The 16,019-nt window shown below is 72.1% G+C and carries 14 protein-coding genes; 7 read left to right on the forward strand and 7 right to left on the reverse strand.

The features are described from left to right. Positions 1 to 7 precede the first annotated feature (7 nt). From ABZW14_RS08870 to ABZW14_RS08890, 5 genes are read left to right on the forward strand one after another with little or no spacing between them, the layout of a single operon-like run. Positions 8 to 955 carry a sugar ABC transporter permease gene (locus tag ABZW14_RS08870; protein ID WP_355342107.1) on the forward strand — a complete coding sequence of 316 codons (948 nt, stop codon included), beginning with the start codon at positions 8 to 10 and terminating at the stop codon, positions 953 to 955. Further along, positions 945 to 1,787: a carbohydrate ABC transporter permease gene (locus tag ABZW14_RS08875; protein WP_355342110.1), complete on the forward strand. Its 843-nt coding sequence runs from the start codon at positions 945 to 947 to the stop codon at positions 1,785 to 1,787. Before ABZW14_RS08870 ends, ABZW14_RS08875 begins: the two co-directional genes overlap by 11 nt. Further along, entirely contained in the window at positions 1,784 to 2,698 is a 915-nt protein-coding gene (locus ABZW14_RS08880) for an ROK family protein (protein WP_355342113.1), read from the forward strand. Before ABZW14_RS08875 ends, ABZW14_RS08880 begins: the two co-directional genes overlap by 4 nt. Then, positions 2,695 to 3,402 carry a putative N-acetylmannosamine-6-phosphate 2-epimerase gene (locus ABZW14_RS08885; RefSeq protein WP_355342116.1) on the forward strand — a complete coding sequence of 236 codons (708 nt, stop codon included), beginning with the start codon at positions 2,695 to 2,697 and terminating at the stop codon, positions 3,400 to 3,402. The genes ABZW14_RS08880 and ABZW14_RS08885 overlap by 4 nt, the downstream gene beginning before the upstream one ends. Before the next feature lie 2 nt (positions 3,403 to 3,404). Continuing rightward, the gene (locus ABZW14_RS08890; protein ID WP_355342119.1) at positions 3,405 to 5,045 is read left to right on the forward strand and encodes a DUF4127 family protein; all 1,641 of its coding nucleotides are present in this window, start codon (positions 3,405 to 3,407) and stop codon (positions 5,043 to 5,045) included. Positions 5,046 to 5,109: 64 nt separating this feature from the next. On the opposite strand, the gene ABZW14_RS08895 is transcribed toward ABZW14_RS08890, so the two are convergent. The 7 genes from ABZW14_RS08895 to ABZW14_RS08925 all read right to left on the reverse strand — a co-directional run bounded on the left by ABZW14_RS08895 (position 5,110) and on the right by ABZW14_RS08925 (position 13,100). Then, on the reverse strand, positions 5,110 to 6,048 hold the full coding sequence (locus tag ABZW14_RS08895) for an ion transporter (protein ID WP_355342122.1): 939 nt from the start codon (positions 6,046 to 6,048) through the stop codon (positions 5,110 to 5,112). A 110-nt stretch (positions 6,049 to 6,158) separates the two neighbouring features. Then, entirely contained in the window at positions 6,159 to 6,452 is a 294-nt protein-coding gene (locus ABZW14_RS08900) for a DUF1330 domain-containing protein (protein WP_355342125.1), read from the reverse strand. An 80-nt stretch (positions 6,453 to 6,532) separates the two neighbouring features. Further along, the gene (locus tag ABZW14_RS08905) at positions 6,533 to 7,234 is read right to left on the reverse strand and encodes a copper homeostasis protein CutC (RefSeq protein ID WP_355342128.1); all 702 of its coding nucleotides are present in this window, start codon (positions 7,232 to 7,234) and stop codon (positions 6,533 to 6,535) included. Further along, positions 7,231 to 9,327, reverse strand: a complete 2,097-nt coding sequence (locus ABZW14_RS08910; protein ID WP_355342131.1) for an ABC transporter ATP-binding protein — start codon at positions 9,325 to 9,327, stop codon at positions 7,231 to 7,233. Before ABZW14_RS08910 ends, ABZW14_RS08905 begins: the two co-directional genes overlap by 4 nt. A 13-nt stretch (positions 9,328 to 9,340) precedes the next feature. Beyond that, a complete protein-coding gene (locus ABZW14_RS08915; RefSeq protein WP_355342134.1) occupies positions 9,341 to 10,261 on the reverse strand; it encodes an ABC transporter permease in 921 nt (306 codons plus the stop codon). Further along, positions 10,258 to 11,217: an ABC transporter permease gene (locus ABZW14_RS08920; protein WP_091257715.1), complete on the reverse strand. Its 960-nt coding sequence runs from the start codon at positions 11,215 to 11,217 to the stop codon at positions 10,258 to 10,260. The genes ABZW14_RS08915 and ABZW14_RS08920 overlap by 4 nt, the downstream gene beginning before the upstream one ends. Before the next feature lie 77 nt (positions 11,218 to 11,294). Further along, positions 11,295 to 13,100, reverse strand: a complete 1,806-nt coding sequence (locus ABZW14_RS08925; RefSeq protein ID WP_355342137.1) for a peptide ABC transporter substrate-binding protein — start codon at positions 13,098 to 13,100, stop codon at positions 11,295 to 11,297. Between the two features lie 288 nt (positions 13,101 to 13,388). On the opposite strand from ABZW14_RS08925, the gene ABZW14_RS08930 reads away from it, so the two are divergent. Both ABZW14_RS08930 and ABZW14_RS08935 read left to right on the forward strand, forming a co-directional pair. Further along, entirely contained in the window at positions 13,389 to 14,534 is a 1,146-nt protein-coding gene (locus tag ABZW14_RS08930; protein ID WP_355342140.1) for an ROK family transcriptional regulator, read from the forward strand. Between the two features lie 12 nt (positions 14,535 to 14,546). Then, positions 14,547 to 16,016: a M81 family metallopeptidase gene (locus ABZW14_RS08935; protein ID WP_355342143.1), complete on the forward strand. Its 1,470-nt coding sequence runs from the start codon at positions 14,547 to 14,549 to the stop codon at positions 16,014 to 16,016. Positions 16,017 to 16,019 lie beyond the last annotated feature (3 nt).

A 16,019-nucleotide genomic window follows, 5' to 3' on the forward strand; every position in this document is an offset into this window, starting at 1 on the left:
GACGATCATGACCCAGACGGACACCAGGGTGGGCCCGGCAACCGCCGGGCCCGCCCCGGGCCGGGCCCGGCCGTTCTGGACCACCCGCCGCCGGGACCAGCTCACCGGTTACCTGTTCATCACCCCGCAGCTGCTCGGCAGCGCCGTCTTCGTGATCCTGCCGCTGATCCTCGTGGTCTGGTACAGCCTCCACGAGTGGAACGTGCTCGCCGGGACCTTCGACTTCGTGGGCACCGACAACTACAAGGCGCTCGCGGACGATCCCAACCTCGGCGCGGTGCTGCGCTCCACCGGGCTGTTCTCGATCGGCCTGGTGGTGCTCAACCTCGGCCTGGCGCTGCTGCTGGCCGTCCTGCTCAACCAGAAACTGCGGGGCACGATCCTGTTCCGCACGCTGTTCTTCTCCCCCGTGGTCGTCTCGCTGGTGGCCTGGACCATCGTGTGGGGCTTCCTGCTGCAGGACAACGGTGGGCTGAACAGCCTGCTCGACACCGTCGGCATCGACGGGCCGAACTGGCTGCGCGGCGAGGGCACCGCGATGCTGTCGGTGATCGTCGTGCAGGTGTTCAAGAACGTCGGCCTGAACATGGTGCTGTTCCTGGCCGCCCTTCAGGGTGTGCCGGCCGAGCTGTACGAGGCCGCGCAGGTCGACGGGGCGAGCCGGCTGCGCCAGTTCTGGCGGATCACGGTGCCGCTGATCAGCCCGACGATCATGCTCACCTCGATCATCACCGTGGTCGGGTCGCTGCAGGTCTTCGCGCAGATCGCGGTGCTGACCCAGGGCGGGCCGGGCACGTCGACGACGGTGCTCGTCTACTACCTGTACCAGCAGGCCTTCCAGTTCCATCACTTCGGCTACGGCGCCACGCTGTCGATCGTCCTGTTCGCCATCGTGCTCGCCCTCACCGTGCTGCAGTGGCAGATGCGCAAGAGGTGGGTCTTCCATGAGTCGTGACCTGTCGCGGCGGACCAAGCTGGTGCTCTACGGGGTGCTGCTGGTCCTGGCGATCCCGTTCGTCTTCCCCACGTGGTGGATGGTCACCTCGTCGCTGAAGCCGGTGGCGGACATCTTCGCCTTCCCGCCGGACCTGCTGCCGACCAACCCGCGCCTCGACGCGTACCGGCGGGTGTTCGAGTTGCAGCCGTTCGGGGAGCAGTACCTGAACAGCCTCTACATCGCGCTGGTGGTCACGGTCGGCACCCTGGCCGTGTCGGCGCTGGCCGGGTACGCATTCGCGCGCATCCGGTTCCGCGGCCAGAACGTGCTGTTCCTGGTCGTCCTCGCGGGCCTGCTCATTCCGAGCGAGGTGACGATCGTGCCGCTGTTCCAGATGTTCTTCAAGCTCGGCCTGGTCAACACCCACTGGCCGCTGATCCTGGTGCCGATCTTCGGCGCGCCGAGCGTGCTGGCGACGTTCATCATGCGGCAGTTCTTCATCAGCCTCCCCGGCGAGCTGGAGGAGGCGGCCCGGGTCGACGGGCTGGGCCGGTTCGCCACCTTCTGGCGGATCGCCCTGCCGCTGTCGCGGCCGGCGCTGGGCGCGGTGGCCATCTTCACCTTCCTGCACAGCTGGAACCTCTACCTGGAACCGATCGTGTTCCTCTCCTCGCCGGAGAAGTTCACGCTGCCCCAGGCGCTCACCCAGTTCGTCGACGCCTACGGCGGTCCCATGTGGGACGTCCAGCTGGCCGCGGCGTCGATGACCGCGCTGCCGGTGCTCGTGGTGTTCGTCATCGCGCAGAAGCAGTTCGTCGAGGGCCTCGCGCACACCGGTCTCAAGGGATGACGCCGCCGGTCATCGGTATCGACATCGGTGGCACCAAGACGGCGGCGGCGCTGGTCGGCCGGGACGGGCGGGTGCGGGAGCGCCGCGAGGCGCCCACGCCCGCCCGGTCCGGGCCCGAGGCCGTGCTGGACGCCGCCGCGCGGCTGGCCGCCGACCTGCTCGGCGCGGCCCCCGGGCCGGTCGGGGTGGGCACGGCCGGCACGGTCGACCCCGCGACGGGCAGCATCCGGTACGCCACCGACAGCCTGCCCGGCTGGGCCGGCACCCCGGTCGCCGGCGCGCTGGCCGCCCGGCTGGACCGGCCCGTGCGGGTCACCAACGACGTGAGCGCCGCCGCGCTCGGCGAGTGCTGGGCCGGCGCCGGACGGGACCGCGCCCACGTGCTGCTGGTGGCCGTCGGCACCGGGCTGGGCGGGGCGATCGTCCGCGACGGCCGGGTGGAGGCAGGTGCCCGCGGCGCCGCCGGCGGGGTCGGGCACCTGCCGGCCCCGGGCGCCGAGCGGCTGCGGTGCGGGTGCGGCCGGCACGGGCACCTGGAGGCGATCGCCTCGGGCAGCGGGCTGGCCGCCGCGTACGCCCTCGAAACCGGGACCCGGGTCACCGGCCGGACCGTGGCGGACCGGGCCGCGGCCGGCGACGGCATCGCCCGGCGGGTCGTGGACCGGGCCGGCGCCGCCCTCGGCGCCGCCCTGGCGGGGCTGGTGGCCCTGCTCGATCCGGACGCCGTCCTGGTGGCCGGCGGTGCGGCAGGTGCCCTGCTGCCCGCTGCGTCGGCCGCCTACACCGCCGAGCTGCCGGCGGGCTGGGCCGGCGTTCCGCTGCGGCCCGCCGCGCTGGGCGCCGATGCCGTCCTGGTCGGCGCGGCCCGGTTGGCCATGAACAGCCACGACTTCGAAAGGAACAGCGGGTGAACGCGCTCGACGACCTGGCCGGCGGACTGGTGGTGTCCTGCCAGCCGCTGCCCGACGACCCGGACGACCCGATGCGGGACCCGTACGTCCAGGCCCGGGTGGCGGCCGCGGTGGTACGCGGCGGCGCCGTGGCGGTCCGGGTCAACGGACCGGACGACGTCGCAGCGGTACGGGCCGCCGTCGACGTACCGGTGATCGGCCTGTACAAGTACGGCGCGGAGGACGTCTTCATCACCCCGACCGCAGCCCACGCGCTCGACGTGGCCCTGGCCGGGGCGGACATCGTCGCGGTCGACGCCACCGACCGGCCCCGGCCGGACGGGCGCGCCTTCGCCGACACGGTCCGCCTGATCCGCGAACGCACCGACGCACTGGTCCTGGCCGACGTCTCCACCACGGCCGAGGGCGTCGCCGCCGTCGAGGCCGGCGCGGACGCCGTCGCCACCACGCTGTCCGGCTACACCCCGGCCAGCCCACCGACTGACGGGCCCGACCTCGGGCTCGTGGCGCGACTCGTCGCACAGCTGTCCGTGCCGGTGCTCGCCGAAGGGCGGTACCGCACCACGGAACAGATCGGCCGGGCCTTCGAGGCGGGTGCGCACGCGGTGGTGATGGGCAACGCCGTCACCTCACCGCTGTGGATCACCCGCCGGCTCGTGCCGGCCACCCCCCGCGCGGCGAGCGCTCCGGAGAAGAGGGAGTGAGCATGAGAAGACGTACCCTCCTGGCCACCGGCGTGGCCGGGCTGGCCACCGTGGCCATCGGCCGGCCGGCCCTCGCCGGGCCCGCCGGGCGGCAGCCGACCGTGGCGCTGGTGCCGCTGGACGACCGGCCGGTCAACACGTACGCCCCGCAGATGACCGCGGCGAGCGCCGGCGCCGAGGTGCAGCTGCCGCCGCGGGAACTGCTGGGCCGCTTCTTCACCCCCGGTGACGGGGCCGCCATCGCCCGCTGGCTCGGCGCCACCGGCGGCGCCGACGGGTACGTGATCTCGGTGAGCATGCTCGCCTACGGCGGCCTGATCGCCTCCCGGACCGCCGCACCGACCCTGGCCGCCGCACTGGACAACCTGGCCGCCATCCGGAACCTGCGCGCGGCCCGGCCGGACGCGGTGATCGAGGTGCACGACACCATCCAGCGCCTCGCGATCACCAGCACCGGCACCGAGCTGGACAAGTATCGCGACGCGCTGGTGAGCTGGGCGAAGCTCTACGACCAGGTGGTCAACCTCGGTCAGGAGGAGCTGCGGGCCCAGCTGGACGCCGTCCGGAAGCAGATCCCCGACCAGGTCGTCGAGGACTACCTCGCCGCGCGGGCCCGCAACCATCAGGTCAACCGGCTCATGGTCGAGTGGGTCGCCGACGGCACCATCAGCCACCTCGTGCTCTCCGAGGACGACACCGCGCCGGTCGGGCTGGCCCGGGCGGAGCGGGTCGAACTGGAGGCGCTCGTCGCCCGGCTCGGCGTGGGCGACCGGGTGGAGATCTTCCCCGGCGCCGACGAGGTCGACGCGTTGCTGGTCGCCCGGGTGATCGCGGCCGGCACGACGCCCACCTACCGGGTGGAGTACGCCGGGGTCTCCGGCGAGAGCTGGACCGCCCAGCTGGAGGGCATCCCGTTCGCGGAGAACATCCGCCGGCACGTGGCCGCCGTGGGCGGCCGGGTCGTCGACGGCGACGCGGACATCGTGCTCGCCGTGAACACCCCCTCGGCGGCGCCCGGGCAGCGGGCCGCCGACCTGGACGCCTTCGTCGGGCGGATCGGCGCGCTGCTGGCCGCCGGCACCCCGGTGATCGTGGTGGACCCGCTCATCGTCAACAAGGCCGACCACGACCTGGTCGCCCGGATGGAGAGCGGCCTGGACCTCGCGGCGCTGCTGTCGTACTCGGGGTGGAACACCGGCGGCAACGCCCTCGGCCTGGCGCTCGGGCACGGGACCGCCCGGTGGGCGTACCTGCGCTCGTCCGGCAGCGGGTTCGGCGTGCCGGAGTTGCGCGGGCCCGGCCTGGCGCACGCCGAGTACCTGCTCTACCGGTTCGTCAAGGACGACCCGTGGAAGAACATCGTGCAGGTCGAGGCGTACGCGCACGCGCGGGCGCAGGGCTGGGACCCGCTGGCGCTCACGCCGGCGCAGAAGACCTACTTCGACGGCTGGGTACGCGAACGGCTGGTGCCGCTGACCGAGCGGTACTTCGCCGACCACTTCGCGGGGCACCGTCTCGTGCTGGGCCGGCGCGGCGCGCAGACGTTCACCGCGACGCTGGAGCGCTTCGAGTCGGCGCGGGTCGAGCTGCCGTGGGACCGGCTCTTCGAGGTGATCCTGGAGCCGCGGCTGCGGCTGTCCTGACCGGACGACCGGTCGCGCCGGGGCCGACCCGCCGGCGCGACCGGTCCGCCGTGCTCGTGCGGGTTCAGCCGGCGCGTTCCCGTTGCTGGCGCGGGCGGCCCTGCCCGTCCTCGCGGTCGATGCGCAGCTCCCGTTCGAGCTCGCCGATGACGGCGCGCAGGTCGTCCAGCCGCTGGGTGAGGGCGATGCGGTCGAGTTCGTCGGGTATCCCGTCGCCGTCCTCGTCGTAGTCCGGCGCCAGCCGCTCGGTCATCTCCAGCCGGCGGGCCTCCTCCATCGAGTTGACGATGACCGCGATCAGGATGTTGAGCAGCACGTTCACCGTGATCAGCACGAAGCTGACGTAGTAGACGAGGGTCCACGGCGACACCGCCATGCCCTGCTGGAGCAGGTCCGGCAGCGTCTCCAGCGACAGCAGCACGAACAGGGTCAGCAGCGAGCGGCCGATGTCGCCGTACTGCTCCGGGTACCGCTCCCCGAAGATCAGCCAGCCGGCCATGCCGTACACGTAGAGGGTGACCGCGGCCAGGGCGAGGAAGCCCGCGACACCGGGAAGGCTCCGCCACAGCGCCGCCACGATGGTGCGCAGCCCGGGTGAGAACCGCACCAGCCGCAGTACCCGGGCGACCCGCAGGAACCGCAGCACCCCCGAGTCACCGTGCAGGCCGGGGATGAAGATGGTGGCCGTCACCAGGAAGTCGAAGACGTTCCAGCCGTGCCGGAAGAAGTCCTGCGGCCGGCGGCCGTAGGCCAGCACCCGGATCGCGATCTCGACGACGAAGACGAGCCGGAAGAACCACTCGCACCACCGCAGGAGCGGGTGCGCCGCCCCGATGTCGCGGTAGGTCTCGAAGCCGAGCACGGCCCCGTTGAGCATGATGACCACGACGATCACCACGTCGAAGGCGCGCGAGTCGGCGATCAGCCGGCAGCGGTCCGCCAGGCCGGAGCGCCCGGCCGGGGGTGCGTTGCGTTGCCGGGGCACGGTGGGCGGCGTCACCACCCCGGCCCGCCCGCTCTCCTACCGGGGCCGTCGGTCTGGGCAGGTGGGCGGGGCCGGGCAAGCATGCGGACAAGCCTAGAGGTGTGACCGGCCCACGTCCGTCGGCCGGGTCAGGCCGTCGCTTCGATGATGCGCAGGTCGCGGTCGGCGCCGTCGCCGAGCGCCCGCAGCGCCTCCTGGTAGGCGGGGGTCTCGTGGGCGGCGAGCGCGGCGTCGACGCTGTCGAACTCGATCAGCGTGGTGCGCTCCCGCACGCCGGACTCGAACGCGTGCGCCGCCACGCCGCGCGCCAGGAACGTGCCGCCGGCCTCGCGCAGCGCCGGCCCCGCCAGTTCCGCGTAGGCGGCGACCTTCTTGTCGTCGCTGATGGACCGGTAGGTGGTGATCCAGTATGCCTTCGGCACCGTCGCTGTCCCCCGCTCATGTGGACGGCATCCCTGCTGGGCTGCCCTGCGAAGCGTAACTGTCGTCGACCGGCGGCCGGTCACGCCCGGGCACGTACGGCGTCGACGACCCGGCGTACCTCGTCGCCGTCCGTGGCCTCACGGCCGTCGCGCCGCACCGGTGCGCGCAGGTGCACCTCCCGCGCGCCGGTCTCCGCGAGCACCTGCCGGACGTTGTGCGAGCGGATGCCGCCGCCGGCGATGACCCGCAGCCGGTCGCCGGCCCGCTGCCGCATCGCGGCGATCCGCGTGGCGCCGGCCAGCGCGGTCGGCGCGCCGCCCGAGGTGAGCACTGCGTCGGCCCCGAGGTCGATGAGTTCCTCGACCGCGCTCAGCTGGTCGTCGACCTCGTCGACGGCCTTGTGCACGGTCACCGGCAGCGGTCCCGCCGCTTCGATGAGGGGGCGCAGCACGGCCAGGTCGAGGCCGCCGGTGGCGGTGAGGGCGCCGACCACCACCCCGACCGCGAGACCGTGGGGATTGGGCAGGTCGCGGATGGCCGCGATGTCGGCGAGCATGACCTGCTCCTCGACCTCGCTGACCCGGAAGTCGCCGCCCCGGGGACGGACCATGACGCGTATGTCCACCCTGCGCAGCGTTCGCAGCGCGACTTCGACCGTCCCGAGGCTCGGGGTGGTGCCGCCCTGGCCGAGGTCGGCGCAGAGCTCCAGCCGGTCGGCTCCGGCGGCCTCGGCCACCAGCGCGGTCGGCACGTCGCTCACGCAGATCTCGACGGTGGTCATGCGACGGCCCCGGCCCGGGCGGACGGCGCGGTCGACTCCGGACGCAGCGGGAAGTGGCAGGCCACCTGGTGGGCGTCGCCGGCCAGCGGCGGTTCGGTCTCGCAGATGTCCTGAGCCAGGGGGCACCGGGTCCGGAACCGGCACCCGGTGGGCGGGTTCATCGCGCTGGGCAGCTCGCCCCGGATGGTCACCCCGTCGCGCGCGGTCGCGGCGTTCGGCGTGACGGAGGGGACGGCGTCGATGAGCGCCTGGGTGTACGGGTGCCGGGCGGCCCGGACCACCTCCCGGGCGGGCCCGACCTCGACGAGCTTGCCGAGGTACATGACGCCGATGCGGTCGGCCATGTAGTCGACGACGGACAGGTCGTGGCTGATGAAGACGTACGCCAGGCCGAGCTCGCGTTGCAGGTCCCGCATGAGGTTGAGGACCTGCGCCTGGATGGACACGTCCAGGGCGCTCACCGGCTCGTCGCCGACGATCAGCCGGGGTTGCAGGGCCAGCGAACGGGCCAGCCCGATGCGTTGCAGCTGGCCGCCGGAGAACTCGTGGGGGTAGCGCTCCAGGACCCGGCGCGACAGCCCCACCTGGTCGAGCAGCGTCGCGATCCGCGCCCGCCGCGCCGCCGCGCCGCCCACCTTCTGGATCTCCAGGGGTTCGGCGAGGATGGCGTCGACGCGCATCCGCGGGTTCATCGCGGCGTAGCTGTCCTGGAACATCAGTTGGACCTGCCGGTGCATCCGGCGGCGCTCCCGCCCGGCCAGGCCGGCGATGTCCGTGCCGTCCAGCATGATCTGCCCGGCGGTCGGCTGCTCCAGCCCGACGGCCAGCCGGCCCACGGTGGACTTGCCGCAGCCGGACTCACCGACCAGTCCGAACGTCTCCCCCGGACCGACCTCGAACGACACACCGGCCACGGCGCTGACCTGCCCGGCGGTCCGGCGCAGCACGCCACGGCCGTGCGCGGCGTAGTTCTTGACAAGGTCCCGTACCGACAGGACGGGCTCGGCCGCCGGATCGGCGGGTCCGGCGGCCGGCACCGGCTCGACCCGCACGGGGGTGGTCAGGCTGACCGGCGCGGCGGGCTCCGCCGGCACCGGGTGCAGGCAGGCGTGCTGGTGCGCGCCGGCCGACAGAGTCACGTCGGTGGTCCGGCACTCGTCGGTGACGTGCCGGCAGCGTGGCGCGAAGCGGCAGCCGGTCAGGGGCCGGGACAGGTCCGGCGGCAGGCCCGGGATGCTGTAGAGCCGGCCGTGTTCACCGGAGTCCCGGATGGCCGACTCGGGCAGCGCCTCCATCAGCGCCTCGGTGTAGCGGTGCCGCGGCGTGCGGAACAGCTCTGCGGTGGCGGCGGTCTCGACCACCCGTCCGGCGTACATGACGGCGACCCGGTCGGCGCGGCCGGCGATCACCCCGAGGTCGTGGGTGACCAGGATGACGGCCATCCCGAACTCTTCGCGCAGGTCGTCGATGAGTTCGAGGATCTGCCGCTGGGTGGTGACGTCGAGCGCCGTGGTCGGCTCGTCGGCGATGAGCAGGCGGGGTGAGCAGACCAGGGCCATGGCGATGGCGACCCGCTGCCGCATCCCGCCGGACAGCTCGTGCGGGTAGTTGTCGACGATCCGCTCCGGGCGCGGCATGCCGACGCGGCGCAGGATCTCGACGGTCCGCTCCCGGGCCTCCGCCCGGCCGACCCGCTCGTGCACCCGCAGCGGTTCGCCGACCTGGACGCCGATGCGCATGGTCGGGTTGAGCGAGGTGAGCGGGTCCTGGAAGACCATGCCCATCCGCACGCCCCGGATGCGGCGTACCTCGTCGGCCGGCAGGGATCGCAGGTCGCGGCCCTCGAAGAGGATCTGTCCCCCGGACACCTGGCCGCCGGGCGGCAGCAGGCCCATGATCGAGAGCGCGGTCATCGTCTTGCCGCTGCCCGACTCCCCCACGACGCCGAGGGTCTCCCCCGGCATGACCTGGAGGCTGACCCCGTCCAGGGCGTGCACCGTGCCGCGGCGCAGCGCGATGTCGGTGTCGAGATCGCGCAGTTCCAGCAGGGGCTCGCCGGCTGCCGGCGCGGGTCGGACGGTCGATTCGCTCATTCTCAGCTCCTGCTCAACGCCGCCGGAGGCGGACCTCGAAGGCGTCCCTCAGCCCGTCGCCGATGAAGTTGAAGGCGAGGACGATGAGGATGATGGCGATGCCGGGCGGGTACAGCAGCCACCAGTGGCCGCTGTAGGTGTCCGCCAGGCCGTCGGAGAGCATCCCGCCCCAGTTCGCCGCGGGCGGGGGGACGCCGAGGCCGAGGAAGGACAGGTACGCGACGTAGAGGATCGCGTCGGCGACCTGGAAGGTCGCGTTGACGATCACGGTTCCGATGGCGTTGGGCACGATGTGCCGGCGCACGGCCCGTCCGCCGGTGCCGCCCATGCCCCGCATGGCCTGGACGTATTCGCGGGAGCGCAGGCTCAGTGCCTCACCCCGGACCAGCCGGGCCGGTCCGAGCCAGGCGAATGCGCCGATGATGAGGATGAGCATGGGCACGCTCGGCGTGACGATGGCGGCGAGCAGCATGAAGAGGAACAGCGACGGGATCGACATCATGGCGTCGACCACGCGCATCATGGCCGAGTCCACCCAGCCGCCGGCGAACCCGGCGACGGCGCCCCAGATCGTGCCCAGGGCGGTGGCGAGGATGCCGGCGGCGAGCCCGACGATGATCGAGGTCTGCCCGCCGAGCATGAGCCGGCCCAGCTGGTCGTAGCCGACCCCGTCGGTGCCCAGCGGATGCCCCTGCTCACCGGGGGCCAGGTGGACCGCGGTGAGGTCGGTGTGCACCTGGTCGGTGTGGTAGACGAGCGGGCCGAGGAAGCAGATCCCGGCCAGCAGGACGAACAGGCCCAGGCCCACCAGGGCCAGGCGGTTCTCGCAGAAGACGACCAGCCCCTGGCGCCAGAGGCCGCGCACCGGCGTCTCGGCGTCGGCGGGCTGGTCGGGGACGGCACCTGGGCGGACCGCCTCGGAGAGTGTGGTCATGACGCGCTCCGCTGGAGTCGGACCCGGGGATCGACGGCGGCGTAGAGCAGGTCGGCGACGAGCGCGCCGACCACCGTCGCGATCGAGATGATGACGGTGACCCCGAGCAGGATCGGGAAGTCACGCTTGAGTGCCGCCTGCCAGAACAGCTGTCCCATGCCGGGGAAGTTGAACAGTGACTCGACGACCAGCGCCCCGCTGAACAGCGCGGGCAGGTACATCCCGAGCAGCGCGATGACCGGGAACAGCCCGTTGCGCAGCGTGTGCCGCAGCACGACGCGCCGCTCGGAGAGGCCCTTGCTGCGGGCGGTGCGGACGTAGTTCTCGTTGAGGTTGTCGACCATGGCGGAGCGGACGTACCGGGAGTAGACCGCGATGGTGACGATGGCCAGTGTGATCGTGGGCAGGACCAGCCCGGCCGGATCGGCGAGCACCTCCGCCACGGTGAACCCCTGCGGCGCCTCGGGCGGCAGGATCGGCCAGACCTGCGAGAAGAGGATGATCATCATGAGGCCCATGAAGAAGATGGGCGTGGCGTAGGCCAGCAGCGACAGCGAGGTGATGGCGTAGTCGGGCCAGCGGTTGCGGCGTACCGCCTGGATCACCCCGAGCGGGATCGCCAGCACGATGGCGAGCACGGTCGACAGCAGCGACAACACCATGGTCTTCGGCAGCCGCTGGCTGATCGCCTCGACGACCGACTGGTTGAGCTGGTACGAGTAGCCCAGGTCGCCCCGCAGCAGGCGCTGCACGTACATGCCGTACTGCTGGATCCAGGGCCGGTCGTAGCCCATGTCGTGGTTGAACGCCGCCAACTGCTCCAGCGTCGCCTCCTTGCCGAGGGTGGCGCGTGCCGCTCCCCCGGGCAGCAGGTGCAGGATGAGGAACGCGATCACCGTGACGAGCACGACGACGACGAGGGCCTGGCCCAAGCGCGTGATGAGGTACCGGACCACCTGGGCCCCGCCTCCTCCCCGGTCGGGGCCCCGGCGGCGCGTTCGGCGCCGCCGGGGCCGGGACGATCAGTGATCGGTCACTTCCAGGACCAGTCCTGGAAGTACATGAAGTTCATCGGGTCCTGGGGCTCGACGCCCTGCAGACCGGACCGGTACGCCGAGACCTGGAACACCGGGTTCGGCATCCAGAGCACCGGCAGGTCCTTGGCGAGGAAGTCGTTGTACGCCTTGAGCGTGCTCTCGTCGCCGGAGAACTGCGTGGCCTCGATGAGCTTGTCGGCCTCGGGGTTGCTGTAGCTGCCCAGGTTCACCGGGGCGCCGGTGGCGAAGAGCCGCTCGCCGCTGGCGAAGGCCGGGTAGTACCAGCTGCCCTGCGAGCCGAAGAAGGACATGTCCCACGAGCAGGTGGCGTCCGCCGGCTTGCAGGCCGGGGTGACGGCGACCGAGTCGGGTACCTCCTTGATGGTCAGCTGGATGCCCAGCTTGGCCATCTGCGACTTGATCTCGGCGAACATCTTGGTGGTGGCGGCGAAGCCGGTCTGGCTGGTCACGGTGAGGTTCAGCGCCGTGCCGGCGGCGATGCCGTCGCCGCACTGGTTCGGTCCGGTGCCCGGCGTCTGGCAGGTGGTCTGCCCGTCCGGGGTCACCTTCCAGCCGTGGCTCTCCAGCAGTTCCTTCGCCTTGGCCGGGTCGAAGGAGTACACGCAGCCGGTGGCGTCGGCGCCGTTGGTGCCCGGCTTGGCCGGCACCGGGCCGCAGGTCGGCGCGGCCGTGCCGGACCAGATCACCTTGCTGATGGTCGGCTGGTCGATGAGCATCTGCAGCGACTGCCGCAGGTACGGCTGCTTGAACAGCACACCGGTCTTCGGGTTGTTGAAGTTGAGCTGCAGGTAGGTGACGGACCAGCCGTACCACGGCGAGACCGTGTAGCCCTTGGACTTGAGATAGCTCTCCTGGGAGAGGTTGGCCGCGGGCACGTACCCGTAGTCGATGTCACCGGCGCGCAGCACGTTGAACTCGGCGTCGTCGCCGGTGAACGGCCGCAGCACGATCTTGGCCAGCTTCGGCTTGTCCACGCCGGAGTAGTTCGGCTGGGCGGCGAGGGTGACCTCGCCGTTGGGCACGTACTTCGCCAGCTTCCAGGGGCCGCTGTTGACCTTCCACAGCTCGTTGGAGTCGTAGGTCTTCGGGTCCTTGGCGGCGGCGGTGAGGAAGTCGAAGACCTTCTTCGCGCCCTCCGGCGTGCTGGCCAGGTTGCCCACGGCCGCGGTGGCGGAGTCCTTGTCCCAGGCGTGCTGCGGCATGGGGGTGATCTTGTTGAGCTGGTTGTCGACGAACCAGGCGGTGTTGAAGACCTTCGTGGTGGTGATCGAGAAGGTCTTGTCGTCCTTGACCGACCACTGCGCGATGTTGTCCGGGAGGCCGCCGGCCCGGTAGGAGGCCCACTTGTCCTTGTTCGCGCGGACCAGGTCGTACCAGAACTGGATGTCCCTGGTGGTGACGGGCTTGCCGTCGGACCAGGTGTTGTCCTTCAGGGTGATGGTCAGGGTCTTGCCGCCGTCGCTCACCACCGGCGCCTCGGCCATCGAGCGCTGCGGGTCGATGTTGTACTGCGCCGTGCCGTCCAGCTTGTACTGGTAGAGCGACCGGTACAGCGCCTGGCCGAAGATGGCGTTCTCGCCCTGGGTGAAGCCGGGCGCCGAGATCGGCAGGATCCAGTTGGGGGTACGGAAGGCGACGGTCGCGGTGTCCTTGCCCTGGCTCCCGCCGTCCTTCGACGAACCGCTGCCACCACCGCAGGCGACCAGACCCGCCCCGAGGGCGACCGCGCTGGCTACCGCGACCGCGCCGCGGAGGGCTCGCCGGGGAAATCTGCTCCTCATGAATCTCCTCGATTGATGTGCACTGCCCCGCGTCTGCGGGCGCTACCGGCGGTGCCACGTGTTCGGCCGCCTGGTGCTGCTCCTCGACGTTCGACGCGGAGAATGTATCCGGGCCGAAGTGCGGAGTCAACGAAACTTACCCTCTTTATTCGCCGACTTCGGCCAGGGTACGATCTAAGTCGGCGAAGCATCGACCGATACTCTTCGCGTGGGCTCCGGCACGCACCCCGCCGTGCACTGCCACACTGAGGCGGCGCCGGAGGACCGCCCGAACAAGGAGAGGCACCCTTGGAACCATCGATCTCCGCCACGCTGCGAGACCAGACCCTGAGCCTGCTGGCCAGCGGCACGGTCACCTCGCGCGCCGACCTCATCGAGGCGTTGCAGGTCGCCCCCTCGACCGTCACGAGCGTGGTACGCCGGCTGCTGGAGGAGGGCGTCATCCTCGAGGAGGGGATGGGCCGGTCCACCGGGGGTCGACGCCCCCGGATCCTGCGCCTGCGGGAGACCAAGGGGATCCTCGCCGTCGCGGAACTCGGCGGCAGGCACGCCCGGGTGGGCCTGTGCGCGCCCGACGGAGGGCTGCGCACCACCGAGGAGGTGGCCATCGACATCGCCGCCGGACCGGCGGAGGTGTTCGAGGTCGTCGGGGCGACGTTCGACCGGCTCCGGGCGGCGGCCGCGCCCGGCCAGGAGCTGCTCGGGGTCGGGGTGGCCCTGCCGGGTCCGGTCGAGTTCCCCGGTGGGCGGCTCATCGGCCCGGCCCGGATGCCCGGCTGGAGCGGCGTCGACGCGAGCGCCCGCCTCGCCGAGCGCTTCCCGGTGCCGGTGGTCGTCGACAACGACGCCAAGGCGGCGGCGATCGGCGAGTACGTCACCCGGCGCGACGAGTTCGGCGACATGATCTACGTCAAGGCCGGCACCGGCATCGGCGCATGTCTGGTCAGCGGCGGTCACATCTACCGGGGCGGGCGCGGCCTCAGCGGCGACGTCACCCACGTCCGCGTGGCGGACAGCGGCGAGCGGGAGTGTTCCTGCGGCAGCCGGGGCTGCCTGGAGACCGTCGCCAGCGGCGCCGCGCTGGCCCGCCAGCTGGCCGAGCAGGGCTCGTCGGCGACCACGATCCGGGAGATCGTGGCAGCGGTCAGCGACGCCGACCCGACCGCGGTGACCATGGTGCGCCACGCCGGCCGGCTGCTCGGCGTCGCCCTCTCCGGCCTGGTCAACTTCCTCAACCCCGACGCCGTCGTCATCGGCGGCGCACTGTCCAGCCTCGACGTCTACGTGGCCGCCACCCGCGGGATGCTCTACGAGCGCTGCCTACCGTCCATGACCCAGTCCCTGACCATCGAAGCCAGCGTCGCGGGCCCGGATGCGGCCCTGGTCGGCCTCGGGCACCTGCTGCGCACGACGACCGACGTACGACCCTCCTGAGGAGCAACACCCGTGCCCCGTCCCCTCCGCGTCGCCATCGGCGGCATCCACATCGAGTCCAGCACGTTCTCGCCGCACCTGAGCACCGCCGACGACTTCGAGGTCACCCGCGACGACGCGCTGCTGGCGCGGTACGACTGGCTCTCCCCCGCCCAGCCCTGGGCCGCCGACGTCGAGTGGATCCCGCTCGTGCACGCCCGGGCCCTGCCCGGCGGGGCGGTCGACCCGGCGACCTACGAGGTCTGGGCCACCGAGATGGTGGAGAAGCTGCGCGCGGCCGGCCCGCTGGACGGCATGCTGCTGGACTTCCACGGCGCGATGACCGTCGTCGGCAGCGACGACGCGGAGGGCGACCTCATCACCGCCATCCGGTCGGTGCTCGGGCCGGAGCCGTTCGTCTCCGCCGCGATGGACCTGCACGGCAACGTCTCGCCGGTGCTCTTCGACGCCTGCGACCTGCTCACCTGTTACCGCACCGCCCCGCACGTCGACGTGTGGGAGACCCGTGAGCGCGCCGCCCGGAACCTCATCGAGGCGCTGCGCCGGCAGCAGCGCCCGCACAAGGCGCTGGTCCACATGCCGATCCTGCTGCCGGGCGAGATGACCAGCACCCGCGAGGAGCCGGCCCGGGGCCTCTACGCGCGGATCGGTGAGGTCGAGGCCCGGGATGGCATCGTCGACGCGGCGATCTGGATCGGGTTCGCCTGGGCCGACCAGCCGCGCTGCCGGGGCGCGGTCGTCGTCACCGGCACCGACGCCACCGCCACCGCCGAGGCGGCCCGCGAACTCGGCGGGCACTTCTGGGCGGCCCGCGACGAGTTCGCCTTCGTCGCGCCGACGGGCTCGATGGACGAGTGCCTCGACACCGCCCTCGCCGCGGTCGCCGATCCGGCCCGCCGACCGTTCTTCATCAGCGACTCCGGCGACAACCCGGGCGCCGGCGGCGCCGACGACGTCACCTTCGCCCTCGAACGGATGCTGGCCCGCCCCGAGATCCGCGACGGCGCCCGCCGTGCCGTGTTCGCCTCGCTGGTCGACCCGCAGGCCGTGGCGCAGATCGCCGACCAGCCGATCGGATCGCCGGTCCGGGTCACCGTCGGCGGGCGGATCGACCCCCGGGACCCGGGGCCGCTCCCGCTCGACGGGATCCTGGAGGCGGTCGCCGACGATCCCGACGGCGGGCGGTGCGTCAGCGTGCGGGTCGGCGGGCTCAGCGTCTTCGTCACCTCCCGCCGGATGCAGTACCGCCTGCTGGACTCCTACACACGCCTGGGCGTCAAGGTCGACGAGGTGGATCTCGTCGTGGTGAAGATCGGCTACCTCGAACCCGAACTGTTCGAGGCGGCCGGTGACTGGCTGCTCGCCCTGACGCCGGGCGGCGTCGACCAGGACCTCGCGCGACTGCCGTACCAGAAGGTGGTGCGACCGGTGTTTCCCCTGGACCGCGACTTCACCGCGGACCTCGCCGTGGTGACCGGGTGATCG

The organism is Micromonospora sp. NPDC004551, from assembly GCF_040609975.1.
Lineage (GTDB): Bacteria > Actinomycetota > Actinomycetes > Mycobacteriales > Micromonosporaceae > Micromonospora.